Below are 22,512 nucleotides of genomic sequence, written 5' to 3'. Positions count from 1 at the left end.
CCCGTAAGTGTTTGCGAATGCGCTTGCGCAGAAGGGCACGGCTCGGTAATTGTTGCGCAAGACAGCTGGATTGTCGTAGGAATCCCGAAAAATGCCGCTCGACAGGATCGATCTCGCCATTCTCGAGACCTTGCAGAAGGATGGGCGGATACCCAACGCGGCGCTTGCCGAGAAAGTCGGCCTGTCGCAGTCGGCCTGCTCGCGGCGGTTGGACAATCTGGAGAAATCCGGAACCATCCGCGGCTATCACGCCCGGCTTTCCAATGCCGCTCTTGGCCACCAGATGACGGCGATCGTGCATATATCGCTGTCGGGGCAATTCGAGAAGACGCTCTCGGATTTCGAGGCGGCGATAAAGCGTTGCCCGAATGTCCTGTCCTGCCACCTGATGTCGGGCGAATACGATTATATCCTGCGCATCGCGGCAAAGGACCTCGTCGACTATGAGCGCATCCACAAGGAATGGCTGTCGGCGATGCCGCATGTGACGAAGATCAATTCATCCTTCGCCTTGCGCGAGATCGTCGACCGGACGGCGGTGGGGATGAAGCCGGAACTTGCTTAGGCCTTAAAGGCCTCCGTCACCACTCGGTCCATCGGGATGTCGTGCGACTGCGGATAGATGGTGGCAATGCGCTGCAGTTCATAGCCGACACCCATGACCAGCGGCTTGAACGGCATCGCCGCCAGTGTGCGGTCGAAGAAGCCACCGCCATAGCCGAGCCGATACTGTCCCGGATCGATGCCGACGATCGGCGAGATGACGATGTCGGGCAGCACCGGATCGCCTTCAGCCGGGATCGGGATTTTCCAGACGCCCTTCTCCAGTCGGTCGCCCGGTGTGTAGGCGCGAAAGACAAGCGGCCGGCCTTTCTCGATCACAACAGGCAGTGCGGTACGGCCGCCGCGCTCATTGACGGAAGCCATCCATGGCCGCAGATCCGGCTCGCCGCGGAACGGCCAGTAGAGGCTGACCACGCGGCCGGCGACGTCGCCGATAACCGCGTCGAGGCTTTCGCCGATGCGCTGCGACATTGCCGTTCGCGCGTCAGCCGAGACAGCGAGGCGCGCCGCAATCAGCCGCTCGCGCTCGGCCTTGCGCCATCGTTTCACGTCGGTCCAGTTGGATAGGGGCGCCCGGAATTCCGGGTCGAGCTCGTGCATGAAGCAAGGCGGCGAGGAATATTGCCCCGGACCTTCATCGTCATGATCGCTATCCAAGTTCCACTCCTGTCGTCAGTTTCAATGAAATTATACTCGGCGGCAGGATAGGGCATGTACATTCGCGACATCTTGGGGCGGGCAATCGGCAAAGTCGGATGTTGTTGCAGTGCACAAAAGTCTCTACATCAGCCTTGGGCGAAATTGCTGTCCAACCTGCTCTCCCGCCAACCTGCTCTCCCGGCCAACCTGTTCTCCCGGAGTGAATGAGATGAACGGATCCAGCCATCATGTCGTCGTCGTCGGGGCGGGCTTTGGGGGGCTCGAATTCACCCGCGCGCTTGACGGTGCGCCGGTGCGCATCACCATGATCGACAAGCGCAACCATCATCTCTTCCAGCCGCTGCTCTACCAGGTGGCGACCACGGCGCTGGCGACCTCGGAAGTCGCCTGGCCAATCCGCCATCTCCTGCGCAAGCGCAAGGACGTGACGACGCTGCTCGCCACCGTCAGCGGCGTCGACCGCGTCGGCAAGCGCGTGCTGTTCGATGATGGCGGCGCGGTCGCCTACGACACGCTGCTGCTGGCCACCGGCGCCCGCCACGCCTATTTCGGCCATGACGAATGGGAGCCTTTCGCGCCAGGGTTGAAGACGCTGGAGGATGCCACCACCATTCGACGGCGCATTCTGCTGGCCTTCGAGCAGGCCGAGCGGGAAACCGATCCCGCCAAGCGCCAAGCGCTGCTGACGCTGGCGATCGTTGGTGGCGGACCAACCGGTGTGGAACTGGCCGGCACCATTGTCGAACTGGCGCACGACATGCTGCGCGATGAGTTCCGCAATATCGATACGCGGCAGACGCGCGTGGTTCTGATTGAGGCCGGTGACCGCATCCTTCCCAATTTCGCGCAAGAACTCTCCGACTATGCCAGCAAGGCGCTTGAGCGGCTTGGCGTGACGGTCGAACTCGGCCGGCCCGTTACACGCTGCGATGCCGAGGGCGTCGTCTTTGGCGACACGCACCTGCCGGCCAGGACTATCCTGTGGGCAGCAGGCGTCGCCGCTTCGCCGGCCGCCGAATGGCTGGGGGCGGCAGCGGACCGCGCGGGCAGGGTGCTGGTCGAGCCCGATCTGACGGTGCCGGGCAGCCCGGAGATTTTCGTCGTCGGCGACGCAGCACACGTCCTGCGCCCAGATGGCCGCATGGTGCCCGGCGTAGCACCCGCTGCCAAGCAGCAGGGCCGGCATGTCGCCGCGACGATCAAGGCCCGGCTTGCCGGCGACATGACCCCGCAGCCTTTCCGCTACAAGCATGACGGCGATCTGGCGACGGTCGGCAAGCGCGCCGCCGCGATCGATTTCGGCTGGATCAAGCTCACCGGCCGGCTGGCCTGGTGGCTGTGGGGCCTGGCGCACATCTATTTCCTGATCGGCTTCCGTAACCGGCTTGCGGTTTCGCTGAGCTGGTTATGGATTTACGCGACAGGTCAGCGCAGCGCGCGGCTGATCACCCAAGGCGACGACGACAGGAACTGACGTCTCCGCCCGCGCACATTCATCCGTATGTCATGCTCCTGATGGACTCGACTGGATTTCAGCGCGAAGCTTTGCTTCGGGCAGGACTTGGGCACGTCGTCGAAGCTTAGCACATCGTTGAACAGGAGGCCGGTTCGAACCGCGTCCTTGACTTGATGTTCGACGGCGAACCAATTGATCCCATGCGAAAATTCGTCGTCGCGACCAACAATTACCGCGCTGGCGGCGGCGGCAATTTCCCGGAGGTCAACGCATCGAAGATCATCTACGAGGCGCCGGACACCAACTGTGCGTGATCGTGCGCTACCCCATCAGCCAAAGGCACGATCAATCCGTCGGCGGACGCCAACTGGTCATTTGCACCGCTGCCCGGAACCAGCGCCGTGTTCGAGACCGACGCCAAAGCGAAGGATTTTATTGCGCAGGTGAAGTCGCTGAAGATCGAACCGGCGGGTGAGGGCGAATCAGGCTTTGCCAAGTATCGCATCACCCTCTGAAAATCGTCTCGCGAGAACGAGGCTCGCGCATCCGTTGAAACCCACGCGCCTAAAGGCGGCGTGGGTTTGGCGTTTCAAGCTGGCGGCGCGAAACGCCGCTTGATCACGGGCATGACCAGATCCAGCGCATCCGTGGAAATGCCGCCGGAATAACCGTCGGACAACTAGTCGATCAGTTCGGGATCGTCGAGCCCTTGCGAAAAGCCGCCGCCGGCATAGGGGCCGAGCAGGTAGATGCGGGTATCGACGCTATCCATGCGGTCCAGAAAACGGTCGGGCCAGCCCCATGGGGCGACGTTGATCGGGATGAGCAGGGTGCCCTGCCGGCACGCCTCCGGAACGTAGCCGCTCCAGCCGAGCGCTGCGTAGCGCAGGATGCATCGGGTCAGAGATGCGCGGCTCAGCGTATGCATGTCCGGCAGCACCGCCTTGACCGCCGCGATCGGCCTGTCGCCACCATACACTGTCAAGCCGGCACGCTCGGCTGGCGCCAGCGTGGCGAGCCAACCGGCCAACATCTCGCCTTCTTTGGGATCGTTGCTTTTGATGTTGATGTTGAAACGGCTGTTCTGGAAGTGCTGCAGGACCTCGTCCAGCGACGGCATCATGCCGATCCCTTTGCCGCGAAACGGAAAGGTCTTGCCGCCATCCGGCGTGTAGCCATAGCCGACATCGAGCGTCCTCAACTCGGACATGGCATGCGCGCGTGTTTCTCCCTTGCCTTCAGTGCGGCAATCCAGCGTCCAGTCGTGGAAGACCGCTAACTTGCCGTCCGTGGTTGGGTGGACATCGAGTTCGAGCGCGTCCGCGCCAAGGGCGAAGGCGGCCTCCATCGAGGGGATCGTGTTTTCAAGGAAAGGATGGCGTGGCGGCAGCATGCGTTCGGCCGTGCAGGTGTCGGGGCCAATATCCTTGCGGTCGAAATCCTGGGCCATGCCGCGGTGGGCGAGCACCGCCGGCGTGCCGGCCGGACGGCTCGACAGCAGCGAACTGTTGTTGAGCCAGATGCCGCCCGCAGCGACAAGAATGGCAACGAGGAAGACGGTCCGTTTGCGCATGATGTGATTCCGCTTCTTTCTTGCGGCCGCATCTTGCGTCGGGACCGGACTTTTCACGGCGCCAGATGATGTGACGGACCCAGGAGATTCAAACAACACCACGCTGTCAGCCATGATCGCATGGCTGCAAAATCAAGCGATGATGTCGCCGGACTGACCTAAGAGATCGTTTGAAAACGGGGTGGCGGTTTGAGGGCGGTCCATGATTCAAGCTTCTGATGTGGACAGCAGCGAATCGGGCCCCGGATGGCCGCCATCGAAGAGTAGTAACGCGGTCATACCCACATGTAGACAGGCCTCAATCAGAAACCCTACCCCCAGGGTCACGATGCTGTCGGCCGGTGGCTATCACTGCTCGCAGAATTGTAGACATGTGGACACGACCGCACGTCCACATGTCTACATCTATCGGTGTTGGGGGGCACCTCAAGCGTCCGTTGTTAGACTAGGCGACACCTTGTAGATTGGAACGACACCTTGGAGATTGGAAACATGGCGCTCAAGCGGATGGACAACGTAGGAATCGTCGTCGAAGACCTCGGAGGGACGATTGATTTCTTTCGTGAACTCGGCCTTGAGCTCGAAGGGCGGGCCACGATCGAAGGAGAGTGGGCCGGACGTGTCACTGGACTGGGCGATCAGCGTGTCGAGATTGCCATGATGCGCACACCGGACGGCCACAGCCGGCTCGAGCTCTCCCGCTTCGTCACGCCGCCTGTCGTCGCAGATCACCGGAACGCCCCGGTCAACGCCCTAGGCTACCTCCGCGTCATGTTCGCCGTGGACGACATCGACGAGACGCTTGAAAGGCTCCGCACGCGCGGCGTGCAGCTCGTAGGCGAAGTAGTCCAGTATAAAGACGCGTATCGGCTCTGCTACATCCGTGGGCCTGAAGGGCTTCTCATCGGACTCGCCCAAGAACTCAGCTGAGCGCAATACGAAGACAAATGGCGAAGAGTGACCAATGTCAGCGAGCGCGTCCGAGTTCGACCCGCCTGTTCGAGGTCCATCCCTCCACGGTCGGCCGCGTTCTCGCTAAGCACGATTAGGTCGTCAACCCGGGCCGGGTCGCCCGCGAAAGCCGCCGTCAGCAGCCCTAAGCCCTGTAAACTACCTGGCGGACATCGATGTAGCTGGCGCGGAAGCCAGCTTCGCAATAATGCAGATAAAATTCCCAGAGCTTCTTAAAACGGTCATCGAAACCGAGCGGGACGATCTTTACCCATGACCCCCAAAAGCGGTGGCGCCATTCGGCGAGCGTGCGGGCATAATCGTCCGGGAAAATGCGCTTGCGCAGATGAGCAAGGCCATGGTCCTTGCCGAGCGTTTTCAGGATCGACGGCGTCGGCAGCATGCCGCCCGGGAAGACGTAACGCTGGATGAAATCCGGCCGGGCGCGATAGGTGTCGTAGGCTTTCTCGTTGATGGTGATGATCTGCAGGCCGGCGGTGCCGCCTAGCCGGAGGCAATCCTTCATCTTGCCGAAAAACACCGGCCAGTATTTTTCGCCGACAGCCTCGAACATCGATCGAGGCGATGCGGTCGTAGGATCCGGTTTCGTCGCGGTAGTCCTGCAGCTTGATGTCGACCTTGTCGGCAAAGCCAGCCTTCTGGACGCGTGCTCTGGCGAAATCATGTTGCTCGCGGCTGATTGTCAGCCCGGTGACGCGGCAGCCGATCTTGCGTGCGGCGAACTCGGCAAAGCCGCCCCAGCCACAACCGATTTCAAGCACGTGGTCTTTCGCGCCGATGCCCGTGTCCTTGGCCAGCGCGCGATATTTGGCGGCTTGCGCGCTTTTCAGATTGTTGGCGCCAGCCGCATAGAGCGCCGACGAATAGGTCATGCTCGGATCCAGCCATTCCTTGTAAAAGGAGCCGAGATCGTAATGCGCCGAAATGTTGCGCTTCGAGCCGGTGCGGGTGTTTTGGTTGAACCAGTGGCGGACACGCTGGACGGCGTTGATCAGCCAGCTGGCGCCGGCGATGCGCTCTCCGATTTCTGAATTGACTACGAACAGTTCCAGGAAACTGGTCACATCGGGACTGTCCCAATCGCCGTCCATGTAGGATTCGGCGATGCCGATGGTGCCGCCGGTGAAAGCGCGGCCGGGCAAGCGCCAGTTCTTGAGCACTAGTTCGGCGTCCGGACCCGGGCCCTTGCCGCCGACGAGGACGGCGCGGCCGTCCGGCATCCTCACCTTGAGCGAGCCTCGCGGCAGGTTCATCGCCGCCGACAGCACCATGCGCGCCTTGGCCGGCAGGCCTTTGGCGGTCTCGGCGAAATTGAATTCGTCCAATCTGACCGCGTCGCCCGACGCGACGCCGGTGTCTTCCTTGTGAGCCATGTCACGCCCCCGGGACTTCTGCGGCGCCGGCGCAAAATGGCCGGTTTCCACTCTCTCGCAGTTCATTCGCCAGGGCGCGAACGCCGCTTCCCGATGAATCCTCGCAGCAATTTTTCACGTCATCAAGGGGAACTTCAGGAGCCAAGGCAAGCGTACACGGATCAATGGATGGATTTTGGAGGGCGCTGCTCAACGCCGGAATCACTATGGTTGCAGCCACCCAGATGCAGTAGTTTCACGCATGCGTTATGTCATCGTCATCTGCGCCGTCACGTTCTTCCTGATCTGGGACGGACTCTACAATCAGGGCAGCTATCTCGACACCACGGTCAGGGAGATAACGCGCATCGTGCGCTACATCACCAGTTTGGTGTAGGTTTCTTTCCCCACCCAACGCGTTGTCGCCGCGACATCGTTGCCGGTTGACGCGACCGTTTTGCCCACACAAAACACGCTTGCACATCGATCGAGGAGGCTGGGGTTGATCCGGCATATCGTTTTCTTCAGCGCGCGGCACAAAGAGGATGTCGAGGCCGTACGCACAGGCTTGCTGGCGCTGGGCAACATCCCCCATTCCTGTCTTTTCGAGGTGACGCTCAACAGCAAGGTCGACCCGCTTTCGGACGAGATCGACGTGGTCGTTTATGCCGAGTTCGAGGATGATGCCGCTCTGGCCGCCTACAAGGCGCATCCGCTCTATGCCGAGACGACCAGCCAGGTCAAACCGCTGCGCGAATTGCGATATTCGGCGGATGTTGTGGCTGCAACCTGAAGAGAAAGTGACCGAAAGAGGAGCAACGTTACTCCGTCTGAGCGGCGGTCGGTTCAGTCGGGTCGGCGCCCGGCCGCTTTGGCGCATCCCAGACCAGCATGGCGACAACAGCCATCGCGACGACCGCTGCCGTTATGAACAGGATCTTTCTCATTTGGATCACGTAGGTTGGTTTCCAGCAGCGGCAAGTATTCGGAGGTTCGCCTAATGCGGCCACGCCATCCTTCGGCGTCAGGTGAGGCTCTTGAACCAAATTCCGGAATGATGCACACCGCGCCGGCATGACCGAGACGATGACAGCAGGCTCTTATCCGCCAGGCCCCTATCCGCTTGACCATCTTGTGCTGCCGACCGCGAGCCTCGATGTGGCGCGGGCGCGGCTGGTTTCGCTTGGCTTTGTTGTGGCGCCGACCGGCATCCACCCTTTCGGGACGGAAAACTGCTGCGTCTTCCTTGAGGACGGCACCTATCTCGAGCCGCTGGCGGTGGGCAACTGGCAAGCGGTGGCGAAAGCGATTGCGGACGGCAACGTCTTCGTCGCGCGCGATCGTGCCTATCGCGACAGGTGCGGCAATGAGGGATTTTCCGCCCTTGTCTTGGGCACCGAAAATGCGGATGCCGATCACGCGCGCTACATCGAAGCCGGCCTGTCTGCCGGAGACATGCTGAGCTTTTCGCGCGCCTTCACCGACGCGGCGGGAAAGAGCGACGCGGCATCGTTCAAACTGGCCTTCGCCTCCGGCACCGGGGCGACGGACGCATTCCTGTTCGCCTGCGAGCGGATCAATGCGCCGAAAGTAGACCGCACCGCGTTGCAGATCCATGCCAATGGCGCAACCGGCATCATCGAAGTCGTGGCGGTCAGCGACGAGCCATCTAAACAGCACCGATTGATTTCGATCGCGACGCGCAGCCCGGCTGCCGGACAAGAGAGCAGCACTGCGTTTGGCCTGCCGAACGCAACCTTGACCCTGCTTGACCCCGTCGCTTTCGAAACGCGGTTCGGCATCCCTGCCGGCGCGCCATCGGAACTCCGTTTCGCCGGGATAGTGTTTTCGGTTCGTTTCGCAGACACGGTCGCCAAGCTGTTTGCAGCCGATTCCGTCAAACACGAAATACGCGGCGCTGATATTGTCGTACGGCCGGCATCCGGGCAGGGTGCGACCTTCATTTTCCGGGAGATAGCATGAGCAAGCCCAATTCCTCCGTGACCGTCGGCAATGTCGTCTTCGGCAACACCGCGCCGCTGTCGCTGATTGCCGGCCCGTGCCAGCTTGAATCGCGCCAGCACGCCTTCGACATGGCTGGCGCGCTTAAGGAACTGACCGAGAAGTTGGGGCTGGGCCTCGTCTACAAGACCAGTTACGACAAGGCCAACCGCACCTCGCTTGGCGGCACGCGCGGCGCCGGGCTCGATGCGGCATTGCCCGTCTTCGACGATTTGCGCAAGACGTTTTCGCTGCCGATCCTGACCGATATCCACACCGAGGAACAGTGCGCGCTTGTGGCGCCGCATGTCGATATCCTGCAGATTCCAGCTTTTCTCAGCCGCCAGACCGATCTGCTGATCGCGGCGGCAAGAACCGGCAAGGTCGTCAACGTGAAGAAGGGCCAGTTCCTCGCACCGTGGGACATGAAGAACGTTGTCGCCAAGATCACCGGTTCCGGCAACGCCAATGTGCTGGTCACCGAGCGCGGCGCGTCCTTCGGCTACAACACGCTGGTGTCCGATATGCGCGCCCTGCCGATCATGGCCGAGATCGGCGCGCCGGTGATTTTCGACGCCACGCATTCGGTGCAGCAGCCGGGCGGCCAGGGCGGCTCCTCGGGTGGCGATCGGCGCTTCGTCGAGACGCTGGCGCGCGCCGCGGTTGCGGTCGGTGTCGCCGGCGTCTTCATCGAGACGCATCAGGATCCCGACAACGCCCCCTCCGATGGTCCTAACATGGTGCCGCTGAAGGACCTTCGGGCGCTGCTTGAAAGGCTGATGGCATTCGATCGCGTCGCCAAGGGCTGAGCAAGTTCAGGGGTCCCGACCTAAACTTGTGGTCAACAGGTGCCGGTTTACGCTTGCCCAGGCAACCGAGTGCCTTGGAGGAGGAAGCCATGTCCGTCGCCTGCGTCACCGAAATCACATCATCGTCGATTAAGAGCTTTCAGGACGCCATCGAAGTGCGGATTGCGCGCGCCGCAAAAACCCTAAAGAACGTCGAAGGCGCCTGGATACAGGACCAGAAGGTCGTCGTCGAGGAGGGAAAGATCTCCGCCTACCGCGTCAACATGAAGGTCACCTTCATCCTCGCTGAGTGATCGATTAGCGTCGAAAAGTCTGGAACCTTCATCCGCGCCCCTCATTGTCAGGCATAGCGTCAACGACAACGAGGAGTACACAATGACAACCCAGACAGGACACACTGAAGCCATCGCTGCCTCGCGGGTCATCGGCACATCCGTCTACAACACGGAAGGCACGCACATCGGCGACATCGAGGATGTCATGCTCGACAAGTTGTCGAATGGAATCATGTTTGCCGTGATCGGCTTTGGCGGATTTCTCGGCATCGGCGAGAAGTACCACGCCGTTCCGTGGGCGAGCCTCGACTATGACGAGGACAAGGGCGGCTACGTCGTGCCGTTCACGAAGGAGCAACTGAAGGCTGCTCCCGCCTATTCGATCAACGAATTGACGGGTGCCGACGGCGAGGCCGCGCGTGATGCTTCATACAGTTACTACAAGGTCGAGCCTTATTGGCATTGACCTTGCTCTGCCGGAATCAAAAAGGCCCCCGGTTGAACCGGGGGCCTTTTCTGCAGGATATCTACTCCGCTGCAAGGGTCGACAACTCTACCGCGCCCTGCTGAGGCTGCTGAGTGTCACACGACGTCAAAAACGCCGCCGCGATCAGGAACAAACTCACAATACCGCTCAACTGAGACATGGCGAAACTCCTCCTGTTTCGCCCCGCGCAGCGCGAGCATAAACCAGAAAGCCGCATGCCGCCAAGACTTATGACTGACATGACTTACGATGACAGCAATTTGTGCTTCGTGAATCGATGTCGCGGAGGTGGCGGCAATATTTGCGGACGCCCCGATTGCGTTTTGCAGCACTTTGGCTAAGACGTGCCCGACGCTTCGTCAGATCAATCGGGGACATCGCAATGACTGCCATCATCGACATTGTCGGGCGTGAAATCCTGGACAGCCGCGGAAACCCGACCGTCGAGGTCGACGTCGTGCTCGAAGACGGCTCGATGGGCCGCGCTGCGGTGCCCTCCGGCGCCTCGACCGGCGCGCATGAGGCGGTCGAACTGCGCGACGGCGGCGCCCGCTACCTCGGCAAGGGCGTCCTGCGGGCGGTAGAGGCCGTCAATGGCGAGCTGTTCGAGGCGATCGGCGGTATGGAAGCCGAGAACCAGATCCACATCGACCAGACGATGATCGAGCTCGACGGCACGCCCAACAAGAGCCGGCTCGGTGCCAACGCCATCCTCGGCGTCTCGCTGGCTGTCGCCAAGGCTGCGGCGGAAGCGGCCGGCCTGCCGCTCTACCGCTATGTCGGTGGCACCAAGGCCCATGTGCTTCCAGTGCCGATGATGAACATCATCAACGGTGGCGCCCATGCCGACAACCCGATCGACTTCCAGGAATTCATGATCCTGCCGATCGGTGCGCCGACGCTGCGTGACGGGGTGCGCTGGGGCTCGGAAATCTTCCATACGTTGAGGAAGCGGCTGAAGGACGCCGGCCACAACACCAATGTCGGCGACGAGGGCGGCTTCGCCCCTAACTTGAAAAGCGCGCCCGCTGCGCTCGATTTCATCATGGAATCCATCGAGCAGGCTGGCTTCAAGCCGGGCGAAGAGGTTGCGCTCGGCCTCGATTGCGCCGCGACCGAATTCTTCAAGGACGGCAACTACGTCTATGAAGGCGAGAACAAGACCCGCGATCCGAAGACCCAGGCCAAATATCTGGCCAAGCTCGCGGCGGACTATCCGATCATCACGATCGAGGATGGGCTAGCCGAAGACGACTGGGACGGCTGGAAATCGCTGACCGACCTCATCGGCAAGAAAACCCAGCTGGTCGGCGACGATCTGTTCGTCACCAATACGGCGCGGCTGCGCGACGGCATCCGCATGGGCGTCGCAAATTCTATCCTGGTCAAGCTCAACCAGATCGGCTCATTGACCGAAACGCTCGACGCCGTCGAGACCGCGCACAAGGCCGGCTACACCGCGGTAATGTCGCACCGCTCGGGCGAAACCGAAGATTCGACCATCGCCGATCTTGCCGTCGCCACCAATTGCGGGCAGATCAAGACAGGGTCATTGTCGCGCTCGGATCGGATGGCCAAGTACAACCAGCTCATCCGCATTGAGGAAGAGCTCGGCAAGCAGGCGCTCTACGCCGGCAAGTCGATCGTGAAAGGCTGAGCCCACCGAAAATATCCGGAATGAAAAGGGCGGGGCATTCCTCGCCCTTTTTGTTTCAACACCGCCAAATCCGGTCCTCCGTAACCGTCCATTAAGCACAATCGGGCGAGAAAGGGCTAGGTCGCAGAGTGTTAGAGCGTTCTTTGGGCGTCCAAGGGGACGCGCGGCACTCTAAGGGATTTGGATCATGTGGACACGTCAGCACAAGCAGAGAAACACCGGTCGGCTGATCATTCCCTCGCTCTGCGTGGCATTCCTGGCCTATTTCGGCTTCCACGCCTATCACGGCGAATTCGGCATCTATTCCAAGTATAGATTGGAAGCCGAAGCCGTCGATCTGCAAAGTAGGCTCGATGCCGTCAAGGCGCGCCGGATCGAGCTCCAGCGGCGCGTTCAGCTGATGCATCAGGGCACGCTGGAGAAGGACATGCTCGACGAGCAGGCGCGCAGGGCGCTCAATATGTCCCATGCCGACGAAATCACCATCATGTTACCGGCCACAGCAAGGTAACCAATTTCAAGTTAATCGCCGATATTTTCAATGATTTTAGCCGCTTAGACGCATGTCAGCCATGCATTTTTCAGCATGGCGAAACGCTTTCCCGCGTGTTAGCCTTTCCCAAATCGGTGGGGAGAACTGATCTCCCTCAGTGTCCGCAAGAGACGCCAACAGGGAGTGATGCATGGCCACCGCCGCCAGAAAAGCGCCTGCCAAATCCAGATCCGACGGCAAATCGACGGGGCTTTCAGCCCCCAAGCCTGTCGACTTCACCAAGGACGAGGAGCTTGACGCCTACCGGCGCATGCTGCTTATCCGCCGCTTCGAGGAAAAGGCCGGCCAGCTCTACGGCATGGGCTTCATCGGCGGCTTCTGCCATCTTTATATCGGCCAGGAAGCGGTTGTCACCGGCATGAAGATGGCGCTGATCGATGGCGACCAGATGATCACCGCCTACCGCGACCATGGTCACATGCTGGCGATGGAACTGTCGCCGCGCGGCGTAATGGCCGAGTTGACCGGGCGCCGCGGTGGCTTGTCCAGGGGCAAGGGCGGCTCCATGCACATGTTCTCCAAGGAGAAGCATTTTTACGGCGGCCACGGCATTGTCGGCGCGCAGGTTTCGCTCGGCACCGGCCTCGCCTTCGCCAATCGCTATCGCGGCAACAACAATGTGACGTTGACCTATTTCGGCGACGGCGCCGCCAATCAGGGCCAGGTCTATGAAAGCTTCAACATGGCCTCGCTGTGGAAGCTGCCGGTGATCTACATCATCGAGAACAACCGCTACGCCATGGGCACCTCGGTTTCACGATCGTCGGCCGAGACGGATTTTTCGCACCGCGGCGCCTCCTTCAAAATCCCCGGCATCCAGGTCGACGGCATGGACGTCCGCGCGGTCAAGGCAGCCGGCGATCTCGCCACCGAATGGTGCCGCGCCGGCAAGGGGCCGCTGATTCTCGAAATGCAGACCTACCGCTATCGCGGCCACTCGATGTCCGATCCGGCAAAGTACCGCTCCAAGGAAGAAGTGCAGAAGATGCGCTCCGAGCGTGACCCGATCGAACAGGTCAAGGCGCGCCTGCTCGACAAAAAGTGGGCTGATGAGGACGAGCTCAAGACCGTCGACAAGGAGGTTCGCGACATTGTCGCCGACGCCGCCGAATTTGCCCAGAACGACGCAGAGCCGGACCCGTCCGAGCTCTGGACCGACATCGTATTGTAGCGAGAGGGCAAGGACATGCCGATCGAAATTCTCATGCCCGCTCTCTCGCCGACTATGGAAGAGGGCAATGTTTCCAAATGGTTGAAGAAAGAGGGCGATAAGGTCGTCGCCGGTGACGTCATCGCCGAGATCGAGACCGACAAGGCAACGATGGAAGTTGAGGCCGTCGACGAAGGCACGCTAGCCAAGATCGTGGTTCCTGCCGGCACCGAAGGCGTCAAGGTCAACGCGCTGATCGCTGTGCTCGCCGTTGACGGTGAAGACATCGACAAGGCAGGCGAAGGCATCGGCGAGGAACCTGCCAAGGCTGAAGCAGCAGCGCCAGCGGCTGCTCCGGCTAAGAGCGAGGCGGCAGCACCTGTCGCCGCGACGCCGAGAACCGAAATCGCCGCCGATCCCGACATCCCGGCCGGCACGGAAATGGTCTCGACCACGGTGCGCGAAGCGCTGCGTGACGCGATGGCCGAGGAAATGCGCCGTGACGGCGACGTCTTCGTGATGGGCGAGGAGGTCGCCGAGTACCAGGGCGCTTACAAGATCACGCAAGGGCTCCTGCAGGAATTCGGGCCGCGGCGCGTCGTCGACACGCCGATCACCGAGCATGGTTTTGCCGGCGTCGGCGTCGGCGCGGCGATGGCCGGCCTGAAACCGATCGTCGAGTTCATGACCTTCAACTTCGCCATGCAGGCGATCGACCAGATCATCAACTCCGCCGCCAAGACGCTCTATATGTCCGGCGGCCAGATGGGCGCGCCCATCGTGTTTCGCGGGCCGAACGGCGCGGCTGCCCGCGTCGCCGCCCAGCATTCGCAGTGCTATGCCGCCTGGTACAGCCACATCCCCGGCCTGAAAGTGGTGATGCCTTACACCGCCGCCGACGCCAAGGGGTTGCTGAAGGCCGCGATCCGCGACCCGAACCCGATCATCTTCCTCGAGAACGAAATCCTCTACGGCCAATCCTTCGACGTGCCGAAGATGGACGATTTCGTGCTGCCGATCGGCAAGGCGCGCATCCACAAGTCAGGTAAGGATGTCACCATCGTCTCCTTCGGCATCGGCATGACCTACGCGGTAAAGGCCGAGGCCGAATTGCGCGGCATGGGCATCGATGCCGAGATCATCGATCTCAGGACCATCCGTCCGCTCGATTTCGATACCATCATCGCCTCGGTCAAGAAGACCAATCGGCTGGTGGTGGTGGAGGAAGGATTTCCGCAGAGCTCGGTCGGCGACCATATCGCCAACCAGGTGTCGCAGCGCGCCTTTGATTTCCTCGACGCGCCGGTCATCACCATTGCCGGCAAGGACGTGCCGATGCCCTATGCAGCAAACCTCGAAAAGCTGGCGCTGCCCAATGTCGGCGAGGTCGTCGAGGCGGTCAAAGCCGTCACATATCGCTGAGCAGGGCGGGAGGACAACATGCCGATCAACATCACCATGCCGGCCCTGTCGCCTACGATGGAAGAAGGCAATCTTTCCAAGTGGCTGGTCAAGGAGGGCGACAAGGTTTCGCCGGGCGACGTGATCGCCGAGATCGAGACCGACAAGGCGACGATGGAAGTCGAAGCCGTCGATGAGGGCACGGTGGCCAAGCTGGTCGTTCCGGCCGGCACCGAAGGCGTCAAGGTCAATGCGCTGATCGCCGTGCTCGCGGCCGAAGGCGAGGATGCGGCGGTTGCCGCGAAGAGCGGTGACGGTGCTGCGCCGGCAAAGGCCGATGCTCCGAAAGCGGATGCCCCCAAAGCTGAAACACCAAAGGCAGAAGCGCCGAAGCCGGAACCTGCCGCCGCACCTGCGCCCAAGGCGGAAGCGGCTCCGGTTGCCAACGGCCATGCAAGCGGTGAGCGCACCTTCGCCTCGCCGCTTGCCCGGCGCATCGCCAGGGAAGCCGGCGTCGATGTGTCGGCGGTGACCGGCTCCGGCCCGCATGGCCGCGTGGTCAAGGCCGATGTCCACGCAGCGATTTCCAGCGGCGGCGCCAAGCCGGCACCAGCCGCGAAAGCGGCACCTGCCAGCGCTCCGGCATCTGCAGCGGCGGCCAAGCCAATGTCGGACGACCAGGTGCTGAAACTGTTTGCCGAAGGCTCCTACGAGCTTGTCTCGCACGACAACATGCGCAAGACCATTGCACGCCGGCTGGTCGAGGCCACGACCACGATCCCGCATTTCTACCTGACGCTCGACTGCGAGCTCGACGCGCTTCTGGCCCTGCGCACGCAGATCAATGCGGCCGCCCCGGCGAAGAAGACCGACAAGGGTGAGGCGCCGGCCTACAAGCTGTCGGTCAACGACATGGTCATCAAAGCGATGGCGATGGCGCTGATGGCGGTGCCGGATGCCAATGCCTCGTGGACCGAGAGCGCCATGGTCAAGCACAAGCATGCCGATGTCGGCGTCGCCGTGTCGATCCCCGGCGGGCTGATTACGCCGATCATCCGGCGTGCCGATGAAAAGACGCTGTCGGTCATCTCCAACGAGATGAAGGATCTTGCCAGCCGTGCCCGCAGCCGCAAGCTAAAGCCGGAAGAATACCAGGGCGGCACCACGGCGGTGTCCAATCTCGGCATGTTCGGCATCAAGGACTTTGCCGCCGTCATCAACCCGCCGCATGCGACGATCCTGGCGGTCGGCGCCGGCGAGGAGCGCGCGGTGGTCAGGAACGGCGAGATCAAGATCGCGACCATCATGTCGGTGACGCTGTCGACTGATCACCGCGCCGTCGACGGCGCGCTCGGCGCCGAACTGCTCGTAGCCTTCAAGCGCATGATCGAAAACCCGATGGGCATGCTGGTCTAGAAGGAAGAAGGCGGTGCGGAGAGTCTTCACCAGCCTTTTTCCCTTCAGCTTTCCAGGCATCGCAACGATCATCGTGCAATGCTGTTCGTGGGCTGGCGGGTGAGGCACGCGCGGACAGACTTTGGCAGGAGCGGGGTAAGCGCATGAAGACGGTCCTTTGCTACGGCGACTCGCTGACCTGGGGCTATGATGCGGCAAGTCTGGATCGCCACCCGCTCAAGGACCGCTGGCCCAGTGTGCTGCAGGCGACGTTGGGGGACGGTATCGAGGTCATCGCCGAAGGTCTGAACGGTCGCACGACGGCTTTCGACGACGATCTGGCCGGCGCCGACCGGAACGGCGCCAAAATGCTGCCGACGATCCTGATGACGCATGCGCCGATCGACCTGATCATCATCATGCTCGGCGCCAACGACATGAAGCCGTGGATCCATGGCAATCCGGTGGCTGCCAAGCAAGGCATGCAGCGACTGATCGATATCGTGCGCGGCCACGACTACCCGTTCGACTGGCCGGCGCCGCAGATCCTTATCGTCGCGCCGCCCGCGGTCAGCCGTACGGAAAATGCCGAATTCAAGGAAATGTTCGCCGGCGGCGATGAAGCGTCGAAGCGGCTGGCGCCGCAATATTCCGCCCTTGCCGACGAGGCCGGCTGCGGCTTTTTCGATGCCGGCACGGTGGCCACGACCACGCCGCTCGACGGCGTCCATCTTGATGCGGAAAACACGCGCAGCATTGGCGAGGCGCTGGCACCGCTGGTGCGCGTGATGTTAGCGACATGTTAGTCGACGCAGGTCTGATCATTGGCCTTTGGTTGGCTGTGCGTTGGCAAGACCGTCGAAGTCGGCTTCTTGCAGGTTACGCATTTCTGGGGCTCTGGGTATCCGACGCCGCTTCGATCCTGATGCACGAGCCAGCTTTCGCGCCTCCAACACGGAGGTACGAGCCAATTTCGATACCGAAGCCTTCTTTCGGTGAAGCCTCGCTTCAATAAGGACCACATAATGGCTGAGAACTACGACGTCATCATCATCGGCTCCGGCCCCGGCGGCTATGTCACGGCGGTGCGTTCCGCCCAACTCGGCTTCAAGACGGCGATCGTCGAGCGCGAGCATCTCGGCGGCATCTGCCTCAACTGGGGCTGCATCCCGACCAAGGCGCTGCTGCGTTCGGCCGAGATTATGCACTATTCCGATCATCTGAAGGACTACGGCTTGAAGATCGACGGCAAGGTCAGCGTCGATACCGCTGCCGTGGTCGACCGCTCGCGAAAGGTCTCGCTGCGGCTCAACGGCGGCGTCGCCTTCCTGATGAAGAAGAATAAAGTCGACGTCATCTGGGGCGAAGCCAAGCTCTCCAAGGTGGCTTCCGGCGATAAACCGGGCGAGATCGTCGTGTCGAAAACGTCGAAGAAGCCGATGGAGCCGCAGCCGCCGGCACCCAAGGGCGTCAAGGGTGAGGGCACTTATACCGCCAAGCACATAATCCTGGCGACCGGCGCCAGGCCGCGCGCGCTGCCCGGCATCGAGCCCGACGGCAAACTGATCTGGACCTATTTCGAGGCGATGGTGCCGAAGGAGATGCCGAAATCGCTGCTGGTGATGGGTTCGGGCGCCATCGGCATCGAGTTCGCCTCGTTCTACCGCACCATGGGCGCCGAGGTGACGGTGGTCGAGCTGCTGCCGGCGGTAATGCCGGTCGAGGACGCCGAGGTCTCGAAATTCGCGCAGAAGCAGTTCGAGAAGCAAGGCATGAAGATCATTCTCGAAGCCAAGGTGACCAAGGTCGAGAAGGGCGCGAATTCGGTCACCGCGCATGTCGAGATGAAGGACGGCAAGGTTGAGAAGATCACCGCCGACCGGATGATCTCGGCCGTCGGCGTGCAGGGCAATATCGAGAACCTCGGCCTCGAAACGCTCGGCGTGAAGACCGAACGCGGCTGCGTCGTCGTCGACGGCTACGGCAACACCAATGTGCCCGGCATCTATGCCATCGGCGACGTTGCCGGCCCCCCTATGCTCGCCCACAAGGCCGAACATGAAGGCGTGGTGTGCGTGGAGAAGATCGCCAATTTCCCCGGCGGGCATGCCACTGACAAGCTGAAGATTCCGGGCTGCACCTATTGCAACCCGCAGGTTGCCTCTGTCGGGTTGACCGAAGCGAAAGCCAAGGCCGAGGGCAAGGACATCCGCGTCGGCCGCTTTCAATTCGCCGCCAACGGCAAGGCCATCGCCCTCGGCGAGGACCAGGGTTTCGTCAAGACCATCTTCGACAAGAGGACCGGGCAGTTGCTCGGCGCGCATATGGTCGGGGCCGAAGTGACCGAGCTGATCCAGGGTTTTGTCGTGGCGATGAACCTGGAGACCACCGAGGAAGAGCTGATGCATACGATCTTCCCGCATCCGACGCTGTCGGAGATGATGAAAGAAAGCGTGCTCGACGCCTATGGCCGTGCGCTGAACGCATGATAAATTGACCGCGTGAGACTCGACACGTAAGGAACTCAACGGCAAGGTAACTCGTTTCCGGAGGCATTCATCACACAAGGAGAGGGCATATGGACGTGAATGGCGTGGGCTGGATCGCAGCCATCATCATCGGCGGTTTGGCGGGCTGGCTTGCCGAGATGTTCATGAAAAGCAACATGGGCGTCTTGATGAACATCGTTCTGGGCATCGTCGGCGCGATCGTGCTGAATGCCATCCTGCAGGCGCTCAACATTGGCCCGTTCGGCGCGGGCTGGATCGCCTATCTGATCACCGGTTTCATTGGCGCCTGCCTGCTGATCTTGGTAGGGCGCATGGTGCGCCGTTAGTTGCTGAATTCTTGCCATGCGAAAACGGCTGTGGGGGCATACGCCGCCGCGGCCTTTTTCTTTGCAGCGAAAAGTCCTAGATGACTTGTGAAAGCGAACGCCGGAAGGCGATCGCGAATGAGCTGGATTTCTGATGGTCACCGTCCTCGACACGATCGCCAATGCGCCGCGCCTGCGGCATCCTGAAAAGGCGCACAAGCCTGACCAGGATGTGCTGCGCAAGCCCGACTGGATCCGCGTCAAGGCACCGATGTCGAAAGGCTATGCCGAGACGCGCGAAATCGTGAAATCGCACAGACTGGTGACGGTCTGCGAAGAGGCCGGTTGCCCGAATATCGGTGAGTGCTGGGAGAAAAAGCACGCCACTTTCATGATCATGGGTGAGATCTGCACGCGCGCCTGTGCCTTCTGCAACGTCGCCACCGGCATTCCGACAGCGCTCGATCCCGATGAACCGGCGCGCATCGCCCATGCGGTCAAGCAAATGGGTCTGAGCCATGTCGTCATCACCTCAGTCGACCGCGACGATCTCGCCGATGGCGGAGCTCAGCACTTTGCCGAGGTCATCCGCGCCATCAGGGCGGCAACGCCTTCGACGACGATCGAAATCCTGACGCCCGACTTCCTGCGCAAGGAAGGTGCGCTGGAGATCGTGGTGGCGGCGAAGCCGGACGTGTTCAACCACAATCTGGAGACCGTACCGTCGAACTATCTGACGGTCCGGCCCGGCGCCCGCTATTTTCATTCGATCAGGCTCCTGCAGCGGGTCAAGGAACTCGACCCGTCGATCTTCACCAAATCCGGCATCATGGTTGGCCTCGGTGAGGAGCGGAACGAGATCCTGCAGTTGATGGACGATCTGCGTTCGGCCAATGTCGACTTCATGACCATCGGCCAATATCTGCAGCCGTCGAAGAAACACCACCCTGTGATCCGTTTCGTCACGCCGGAGGAATTCAAGTCCTTCGAGACGATCGGCAAGACCAAGGGCTTCCTGCTGGTGGCATCGAGCCCGCTGACGCGTTCGTCGCATCACGCCGGCGACGATTTCGCCAAGCTGCGCGCGGCACGGGAAGCGTTTCTCAGGAAGTCCGCCTAACACACTGGTTTCATGCCACAATTCGAAGCCCATCGCCGCGTTGCGCATACGCCGGAGCAGATGTTTGCTCTGGTTGCCGATGTCGAATCCTACCCGCAATTCCTGCCGCTTTGCGAGGCGCTGACGGTTCGCTCGCGCAAGGAACGCAACGGCCGCACACTGCTCATCGCCGACATGAGCATCGGCTACAAGGCGATCCGCGAGACTTTTACCACGCAGGTGCTGCTAAAGCCTGACGAGAACGCCATCGACGTCAAATACATCGACGGTCCGTTCAAATATCTGAGCAATGTCTGGCGCTTCGAGTCGGCCGCCGGCGGTTGCAATGTCTGCTTCTTCATCGACTACGAATTCAAGAGCCGTATCCTGGGTGCGGTGATGGGAGCGATGTTCGATCGCGCCTTCCGCATGTTTTCCGAGGCGTTCGAGAAGCGCGCTGACGTCATCTATGGCGCAGCGCCGGCAGCCTGATCCGCGGCGAGTGCGCGCAAGCCCAGTTCAAGCGCATGCCTGACCGTCTCCTGGCGGATGAAATTGCGGCCTTTGTCGGCGAACAACTGGCATTCGCTGACGACCGGCCGGCCAGTCAAGGCGATACCGAACCAGACCAGGCCGACGGGCTTTTCCGCCGAGCCGCCGCCCGGACCGGCGATGCCGGTCACCGCAAGGGTGAGTCCGGCGCGCGAATGGGCCAAGGCGCCGGCCGCCATCTCGATTGCCGTTTCCCGCGAGACCGCGCCGTGCGCCTCAAGCGTGGCGGCGGAAACGCCGAGCATCTCAGTCTTGGCCTCGTTAGAATAGGTGACGAAACCCCGATCGACCACCGTGGAAGAGCCGGCGATGTCGGTAAGGGCGGCGATGATCATGCCGCCGGTGCAGCTCTCGGCCGTCGCCAGCATGATGCCGCGCTGCTGGCAGGCTCGAAGCAGGGCATCTGCGAGATCGCTGTTGCTCATTCGGGGACATCCCCTGGAAACACGACACTGGCGGTCGCGATGGCGGCTATGCCTTCCTCGCGGCCGATAAAGCCGAGCTTTTCGTTGGTTGTCGCCTTGATCGAGACACGGTCTGCGGAAATTCCCAGCATTGCCGAAAGGGTTTCGGTCATTGCTTCGCGATGTGGGCCGACGCGCGGCGCCTCGCAGATCAGCGTGATGTCGGCATTGGCGATGCGCCCGCCACGCGTGCGCACCAATTTTGCCGCATGTTCGACGAAGATCCGCGAGGCCACGCCTTTCCACTGCGGATCCGACGGCGGGAAATGCGTGCCGATGTCACCGGCGCCGCAGGTGGCGAGCAGCGCGTCGGTCAATGCGTGCAGGCCGACATCGGCGTCCGAATGGCCGGACAGTTTCTTGTCGTGCGGGATGGAGACGCCGCACAGGACAACATGATCGCCGGGCTCGAAGGAATGAACGTCATAGCCATTGCCGGTGCGGCTGTCCGGAAAGCGCGACCGCTCGCCAGAAAGCCGCTGATCCGCCATCGAGATATCCCTTGCCCAGGTGAGTTTGACATTATCCGGCGAGCCCGGAACGATGTTCACCGGAATATGCGCCCATTCGGCAATCGCGGCATCGTCGGTGAAGTCCGCCTTGCCTAGATGATGGGCCTTTTCGTGGGCAGCCAGGATCGGCCAGAACGGAAAGCCTTGCGGCGTCTGTGCGGCATGAAGCCCGTTCCTGGAAACCGTCTCGCCGATCATGCCGGCAGCCGATTCACGTTTCAGCGTGTCGGCGACGGGCAGGGTAGGCAGCGCTCCCTGGCGCTCGCCGATGGCGGCGATCGTACGGTCTATCAATTCCGCGTCGACGAACGGGCGGACGGCATCATGGATCAGAACCTGGCGCGGCGCATGGCCTCTCAGCGCAAGCAGCCCGAGCCGAACGGAGTCCTGCCTGGACGCGCCGCCGGTCACCGTGACGACCCGATCGGCGTTGGCCCCCGCGGCGCTGCGAAAAAGCACGCTATCCTCGGCGTGGATGGCCACGACGACAGGACCGATTCTCGGATGCGTCAAAAACACGTCCAATGTGCGCGCGATGACGGCACGGCCACCGATCCTTTGGTATTGCTTCGGCCCGTCGGCCTGACCGGCGCGCGCGCCGCGGCCGGCGGCGACAATAACCACGGCAACCTTGTCGTCCGCAGCCAAAGCTTGCTCTTCGCTTGCATCTGTCATGCCGAGACGCTTAGCGCATGAACCCGAAAAGTGGAATCGCTTTTGAGAGAATCATGCGCAGATGCAAAGTGCCAAGGCGTGCTTCCCCAA

At 61.6% G+C, this 22,512-nt stretch carries 23 protein-coding genes and 3 pseudogenes; 20 read left to right on the top strand and 6 right to left on the bottom strand.

Annotated elements, in window-relative coordinates; all coding sequences use genetic code 11:
* The first annotated feature begins 91 nt into the window (after positions 1-91).
* Entirely contained in the window at positions 92-565 is a 474-nt protein-coding gene (locus NKH36_RS08065; RefSeq protein WP_352960559.1) for an Lrp/AsnC family transcriptional regulator, read from the top strand.
* Here NKH36_RS08065 and NKH36_RS08060 read toward each other — a convergent pair.
* Positions 562-1,164: a 5-formyltetrahydrofolate cyclo-ligase gene (locus NKH36_RS08060; RefSeq protein WP_502911994.1), complete on the bottom strand. Its 603-nt coding sequence runs from the start codon at positions 1,162-1,164 to the stop codon at positions 562-564. The genes NKH36_RS08065 and NKH36_RS08060 overlap by 4 nt on opposite strands.
* 268 nt (positions 1,165-1,432) lie before the next feature.
* Here NKH36_RS08060 and NKH36_RS08055 point away from each other — a divergent pair, with 268 nt between their 5' ends.
* Together NKH36_RS08055 and NKH36_RS08050 are read left to right on the top strand one after the other, a co-directional pair.
* Positions 1,433-2,698 (top strand): NAD(P)/FAD-dependent oxidoreductase, encoded by a 1,266-nt coding sequence (locus tag NKH36_RS08055; protein WP_352961026.1) that lies wholly within the window; start codon positions 1,433-1,435, stop codon positions 2,696-2,698.
* Positions 2,699-2,826: 128 nt separating this feature from the next.
* Positions 2,827-3,195 (top strand): annotated as a pseudogene (locus NKH36_RS08050) (5'-nucleotidase C-terminal domain-containing protein); the annotation flags it as partial.
* Between the two features lie 74 nt (positions 3,196-3,269).
* On the opposite strand, the pseudogene NKH36_RS08045 reads toward NKH36_RS08050, so the two are convergent.
* A pseudogene (locus NKH36_RS08045) lies at positions 3,270-4,256 on the bottom strand (glycerophosphodiester phosphodiesterase family protein).
* A gap of 489 nt (positions 4,257-4,745) precedes the next feature.
* Here NKH36_RS08045 and NKH36_RS08040 point away from each other — a divergent pair.
* Positions 4,746-5,183 carry a VOC family protein gene (locus NKH36_RS08040; protein ID WP_352960565.1) on the top strand — a complete coding sequence of 146 codons (438 nt, stop codon included), beginning with the start codon at positions 4,746-4,748 and terminating at the stop codon, positions 5,181-5,183.
* Between the two features lie 166 nt (positions 5,184-5,349).
* On the opposite strand, the pseudogene NKH36_RS08035 reads toward NKH36_RS08040, so the two are convergent.
* Positions 5,350-6,598 (bottom strand): annotated as a pseudogene (locus tag NKH36_RS08035) (class I SAM-dependent methyltransferase).
* 241 nt (positions 6,599-6,839) lie between these two features.
* Here NKH36_RS08035 and NKH36_RS08030 point away from each other — a divergent pair.
* On the top strand, positions 6,840-6,974 hold the full coding sequence (locus tag NKH36_RS08030; RefSeq protein WP_276316413.1) for a hypothetical protein: 135 nt from the start codon (positions 6,840-6,842) through the stop codon (positions 6,972-6,974).
* 105 nt (positions 6,975-7,079) lie between these two features.
* Positions 7,080-7,370, top strand: a complete 291-nt coding sequence (locus NKH36_RS08025; protein WP_352960567.1) for a Dabb family protein — start codon at positions 7,080-7,082, stop codon at positions 7,368-7,370.
* A gap of 28 nt (positions 7,371-7,398) precedes the next feature.
* Here NKH36_RS08025 and NKH36_RS08020 read toward each other — a convergent pair whose 3' ends face one another.
* Positions 7,399-7,524, bottom strand: a complete 126-nt coding sequence (locus NKH36_RS08020) for a hypothetical protein (RefSeq protein ID WP_352960569.1) — start codon at positions 7,522-7,524, stop codon at positions 7,399-7,401.
* A 127-nt stretch (positions 7,525-7,651) separates the two neighbouring features.
* On the opposite strand from NKH36_RS08020, the gene NKH36_RS08015 reads away from it, so the two are divergent.
* The 14 genes from NKH36_RS08015 to NKH36_RS07950 all read left to right on the top strand — a co-directional run bounded on the left by NKH36_RS08015 (position 7,652) and on the right by NKH36_RS07950 (position 20,711).
* Positions 7,652-8,560: a VOC family protein gene (locus NKH36_RS08015; protein ID WP_502911989.1), complete on the top strand. Its 909-nt coding sequence runs from the start codon at positions 7,652-7,654 to the stop codon at positions 8,558-8,560.
* Positions 8,557-9,387, top strand: a complete 831-nt coding sequence (gene kdsA / locus NKH36_RS08010; protein ID WP_352960573.1) for a 3-deoxy-8-phosphooctulonate synthase — start codon at positions 8,557-8,559, stop codon at positions 9,385-9,387. The genes NKH36_RS08015 and kdsA overlap by 4 nt, the downstream gene beginning before the upstream one ends.
* Before the next feature lie 89 nt (positions 9,388-9,476).
* Positions 9,477-9,680: a dodecin family protein gene (locus tag NKH36_RS08005; protein WP_352960575.1), complete on the top strand. Its 204-nt coding sequence runs from the start codon at positions 9,477-9,479 to the stop codon at positions 9,678-9,680.
* Between the two features lie 82 nt (positions 9,681-9,762).
* The gene (locus NKH36_RS08000; RefSeq protein WP_352960577.1) at positions 9,763-10,128 is read left to right on the top strand and encodes a PRC-barrel domain-containing protein; all 366 of its coding nucleotides are present in this window, start codon (positions 9,763-9,765) and stop codon (positions 10,126-10,128) included.
* A gap of 403 nt (positions 10,129-10,531) precedes the next feature.
* Positions 10,532-11,806: a phosphopyruvate hydratase gene (eno, locus tag NKH36_RS07995; protein WP_352960579.1), complete on the top strand. Its 1,275-nt coding sequence runs from the start codon at positions 10,532-10,534 to the stop codon at positions 11,804-11,806.
* Positions 11,807-11,993: 187 nt separating this feature from the next.
* Positions 11,994-12,317: an FtsB family cell division protein gene (locus NKH36_RS07990; RefSeq protein WP_352960581.1), complete on the top strand. Its 324-nt coding sequence runs from the start codon at positions 11,994-11,996 to the stop codon at positions 12,315-12,317.
* 172 nt (positions 12,318-12,489) lie between these two features.
* Positions 12,490-13,530 carry a pyruvate dehydrogenase (acetyl-transferring) E1 component subunit alpha gene (gene pdhA / locus NKH36_RS07985; RefSeq protein WP_352960583.1) on the top strand — a complete coding sequence of 347 codons (1,041 nt, stop codon included), beginning with the start codon at positions 12,490-12,492 and terminating at the stop codon, positions 13,528-13,530.
* Positions 13,531-13,545: 15 nt separating this feature from the next.
* Positions 13,546-14,931, top strand: coding sequence for a pyruvate dehydrogenase complex E1 component subunit beta (locus NKH36_RS07980; RefSeq protein WP_352960585.1), 1,386 nt, complete (start codon positions 13,546-13,548; stop codon positions 14,929-14,931).
* Between the two features lie 18 nt (positions 14,932-14,949).
* The gene (locus tag NKH36_RS07975; RefSeq protein WP_352961021.1) at positions 14,950-16,326 is read left to right on the top strand and encodes a pyruvate dehydrogenase complex dihydrolipoamide acetyltransferase; all 1,377 of its coding nucleotides are present in this window, start codon (positions 14,950-14,952) and stop codon (positions 16,324-16,326) included.
* 143 nt (positions 16,327-16,469) lie between these two features.
* Positions 16,470-17,111, top strand: a complete 642-nt coding sequence (locus NKH36_RS07970; RefSeq protein WP_352960589.1) for an SGNH/GDSL hydrolase family protein — start codon at positions 16,470-16,472, stop codon at positions 17,109-17,111.
* Positions 17,112-17,330: 219 nt separating this feature from the next.
* On the top strand, positions 17,331-18,794 hold the full coding sequence (gene lpdA, locus NKH36_RS07965) for a dihydrolipoyl dehydrogenase (RefSeq protein WP_352960591.1): 1,464 nt from the start codon (positions 17,331-17,333) through the stop codon (positions 18,792-18,794).
* A gap of 89 nt (positions 18,795-18,883) precedes the next feature.
* A complete protein-coding gene (locus NKH36_RS07960; protein WP_352960592.1) occupies positions 18,884-19,141 on the top strand; it encodes a GlsB/YeaQ/YmgE family stress response membrane protein in 258 nt (85 codons plus the stop codon).
* A gap of 133 nt (positions 19,142-19,274) precedes the next feature.
* The gene (gene lipA, locus NKH36_RS07955; protein ID WP_029352336.1) at positions 19,275-20,240 is read left to right on the top strand and encodes a lipoyl synthase; all 966 of its coding nucleotides are present in this window, start codon (positions 19,275-19,277) and stop codon (positions 20,238-20,240) included.
* 12 nt (positions 20,241-20,252) lie between these two features.
* Complete coding sequence (locus NKH36_RS07950; protein ID WP_352960595.1) at positions 20,253-20,711, top strand: type II toxin-antitoxin system RatA family toxin; 459 nt, start codon at positions 20,253-20,255, stop codon at positions 20,709-20,711.
* Here the strand turns inward: NKH36_RS07950 and NKH36_RS07945 are convergent.
* Together NKH36_RS07945 and NKH36_RS07940 are read right to left on the bottom strand one after the other, a co-directional pair.
* Positions 20,687-21,196 (bottom strand): CinA family protein, encoded by a 510-nt coding sequence (locus tag NKH36_RS07945; RefSeq protein ID WP_352960597.1) that lies wholly within the window; start codon positions 21,194-21,196, stop codon positions 20,687-20,689. The two genes, NKH36_RS07950 and NKH36_RS07945, sit on opposite strands and share 25 nt — an antisense overlap.
* Positions 21,193-22,422, bottom strand: a complete 1,230-nt coding sequence (locus NKH36_RS07940) for a bifunctional 2-C-methyl-D-erythritol 4-phosphate cytidylyltransferase/2-C-methyl-D-erythritol 2,4-cyclodiphosphate synthase (protein WP_352960599.1) — start codon at positions 22,420-22,422, stop codon at positions 21,193-21,195. The genes NKH36_RS07945 and NKH36_RS07940 overlap by 4 nt, the downstream gene beginning before the upstream one ends.
* Positions 22,423-22,512 lie beyond the last annotated feature (90 nt).

Origin of the sequence: Mesorhizobium sp. M1312, from assembly GCF_040318115.1 — a bacterium.
Taxonomy (GTDB): Bacteria; Pseudomonadota; Alphaproteobacteria; order Rhizobiales; family Rhizobiaceae; genus Mesorhizobium.
The sequence above is the reverse complement of the archived record's forward strand: the minus strand, read 5'-3'. Positions and strand labels throughout refer to the sequence as shown.

What these genes read in the sequence shown, in the direction of transcription:
- NKH36_RS08065 (WP_352960559.1), top strand. Translation starts at nt 92, where the DNA reads ATGCCGCTCGACAGGATCGATCTCGCCATTCTCGAGACCTTGCAGAAG.
- NKH36_RS08060 (WP_502911994.1), bottom strand. Translation starts at nt 1,164, where the DNA reads ATGCACGAGCTCGACCCGGAATTCCGGGCGCCCCTATCCAACTGGACC.
- NKH36_RS08055 (WP_352961026.1), top strand. Translation starts at nt 1,433, where the DNA reads ATGAACGGATCCAGCCATCATGTCGTCGTCGTCGGGGCGGGCTTTGGG.
- NKH36_RS08040 (WP_352960565.1), top strand. Translation starts at nt 4,746, where the DNA reads ATGGCGCTCAAGCGGATGGACAACGTAGGAATCGTCGTCGAAGACCTC.
- NKH36_RS08030 (WP_276316413.1), top strand. Translation starts at nt 6,840, where the DNA reads ATGCGTTATGTCATCGTCATCTGCGCCGTCACGTTCTTCCTGATCTGG.
- NKH36_RS08020 (WP_352960569.1), bottom strand. Translation starts at nt 7,524, where the DNA reads ATGAGAAAGATCCTGTTCATAACGGCAGCGGTCGTCGCGATGGCTGTT.
- NKH36_RS08015 (WP_502911989.1), top strand. Translation starts at nt 7,652, where the DNA reads ATGACCGAGACGATGACAGCAGGCTCTTATCCGCCAGGCCCCTATCCG.
- kdsA (WP_352960573.1), top strand. Translation starts at nt 8,557, where the DNA reads ATGAGCAAGCCCAATTCCTCCGTGACCGTCGGCAATGTCGTCTTCGGC.
- NKH36_RS08005 (WP_352960575.1), top strand. Translation starts at nt 9,477, where the DNA reads ATGTCCGTCGCCTGCGTCACCGAAATCACATCATCGTCGATTAAGAGC.
- NKH36_RS08000 (WP_352960577.1), top strand. Translation starts at nt 9,763, where the DNA reads ATGACAACCCAGACAGGACACACTGAAGCCATCGCTGCCTCGCGGGTC.
- eno (WP_352960579.1), top strand. Translation starts at nt 10,532, where the DNA reads ATGACTGCCATCATCGACATTGTCGGGCGTGAAATCCTGGACAGCCGC.
- NKH36_RS07990 (WP_352960581.1), top strand. Translation starts at nt 11,994, where the DNA reads ATGTGGACACGTCAGCACAAGCAGAGAAACACCGGTCGGCTGATCATT.
- pdhA (WP_352960583.1), top strand. Translation starts at nt 12,490, where the DNA reads ATGGCCACCGCCGCCAGAAAAGCGCCTGCCAAATCCAGATCCGACGGC.
- NKH36_RS07980 (WP_352960585.1), top strand. Translation starts at nt 13,546, where the DNA reads ATGCCGATCGAAATTCTCATGCCCGCTCTCTCGCCGACTATGGAAGAG.
- NKH36_RS07975 (WP_352961021.1), top strand. Translation starts at nt 14,950, where the DNA reads ATGCCGATCAACATCACCATGCCGGCCCTGTCGCCTACGATGGAAGAA.
- NKH36_RS07970 (WP_352960589.1), top strand. Translation starts at nt 16,470, where the DNA reads ATGAAGACGGTCCTTTGCTACGGCGACTCGCTGACCTGGGGCTATGAT.
- lpdA (WP_352960591.1), top strand. Translation starts at nt 17,331, where the DNA reads ATGGCTGAGAACTACGACGTCATCATCATCGGCTCCGGCCCCGGCGGC.
- NKH36_RS07960 (WP_352960592.1), top strand. Translation starts at nt 18,884, where the DNA reads ATGGACGTGAATGGCGTGGGCTGGATCGCAGCCATCATCATCGGCGGT.
- lipA (WP_029352336.1), top strand. Translation starts at nt 19,275, where the DNA reads ATGGTCACCGTCCTCGACACGATCGCCAATGCGCCGCGCCTGCGGCAT.
- NKH36_RS07950 (WP_352960595.1), top strand. Translation starts at nt 20,253, where the DNA reads ATGCCACAATTCGAAGCCCATCGCCGCGTTGCGCATACGCCGGAGCAG.
- NKH36_RS07945 (WP_352960597.1), bottom strand. Translation starts at nt 21,196, where the DNA reads ATGAGCAACAGCGATCTCGCAGATGCCCTGCTTCGAGCCTGCCAGCAG.
- NKH36_RS07940 (WP_352960599.1), bottom strand. Translation starts at nt 22,422, where the DNA reads ATGACAGATGCAAGCGAAGAGCAAGCTTTGGCTGCGGACGACAAGGTT.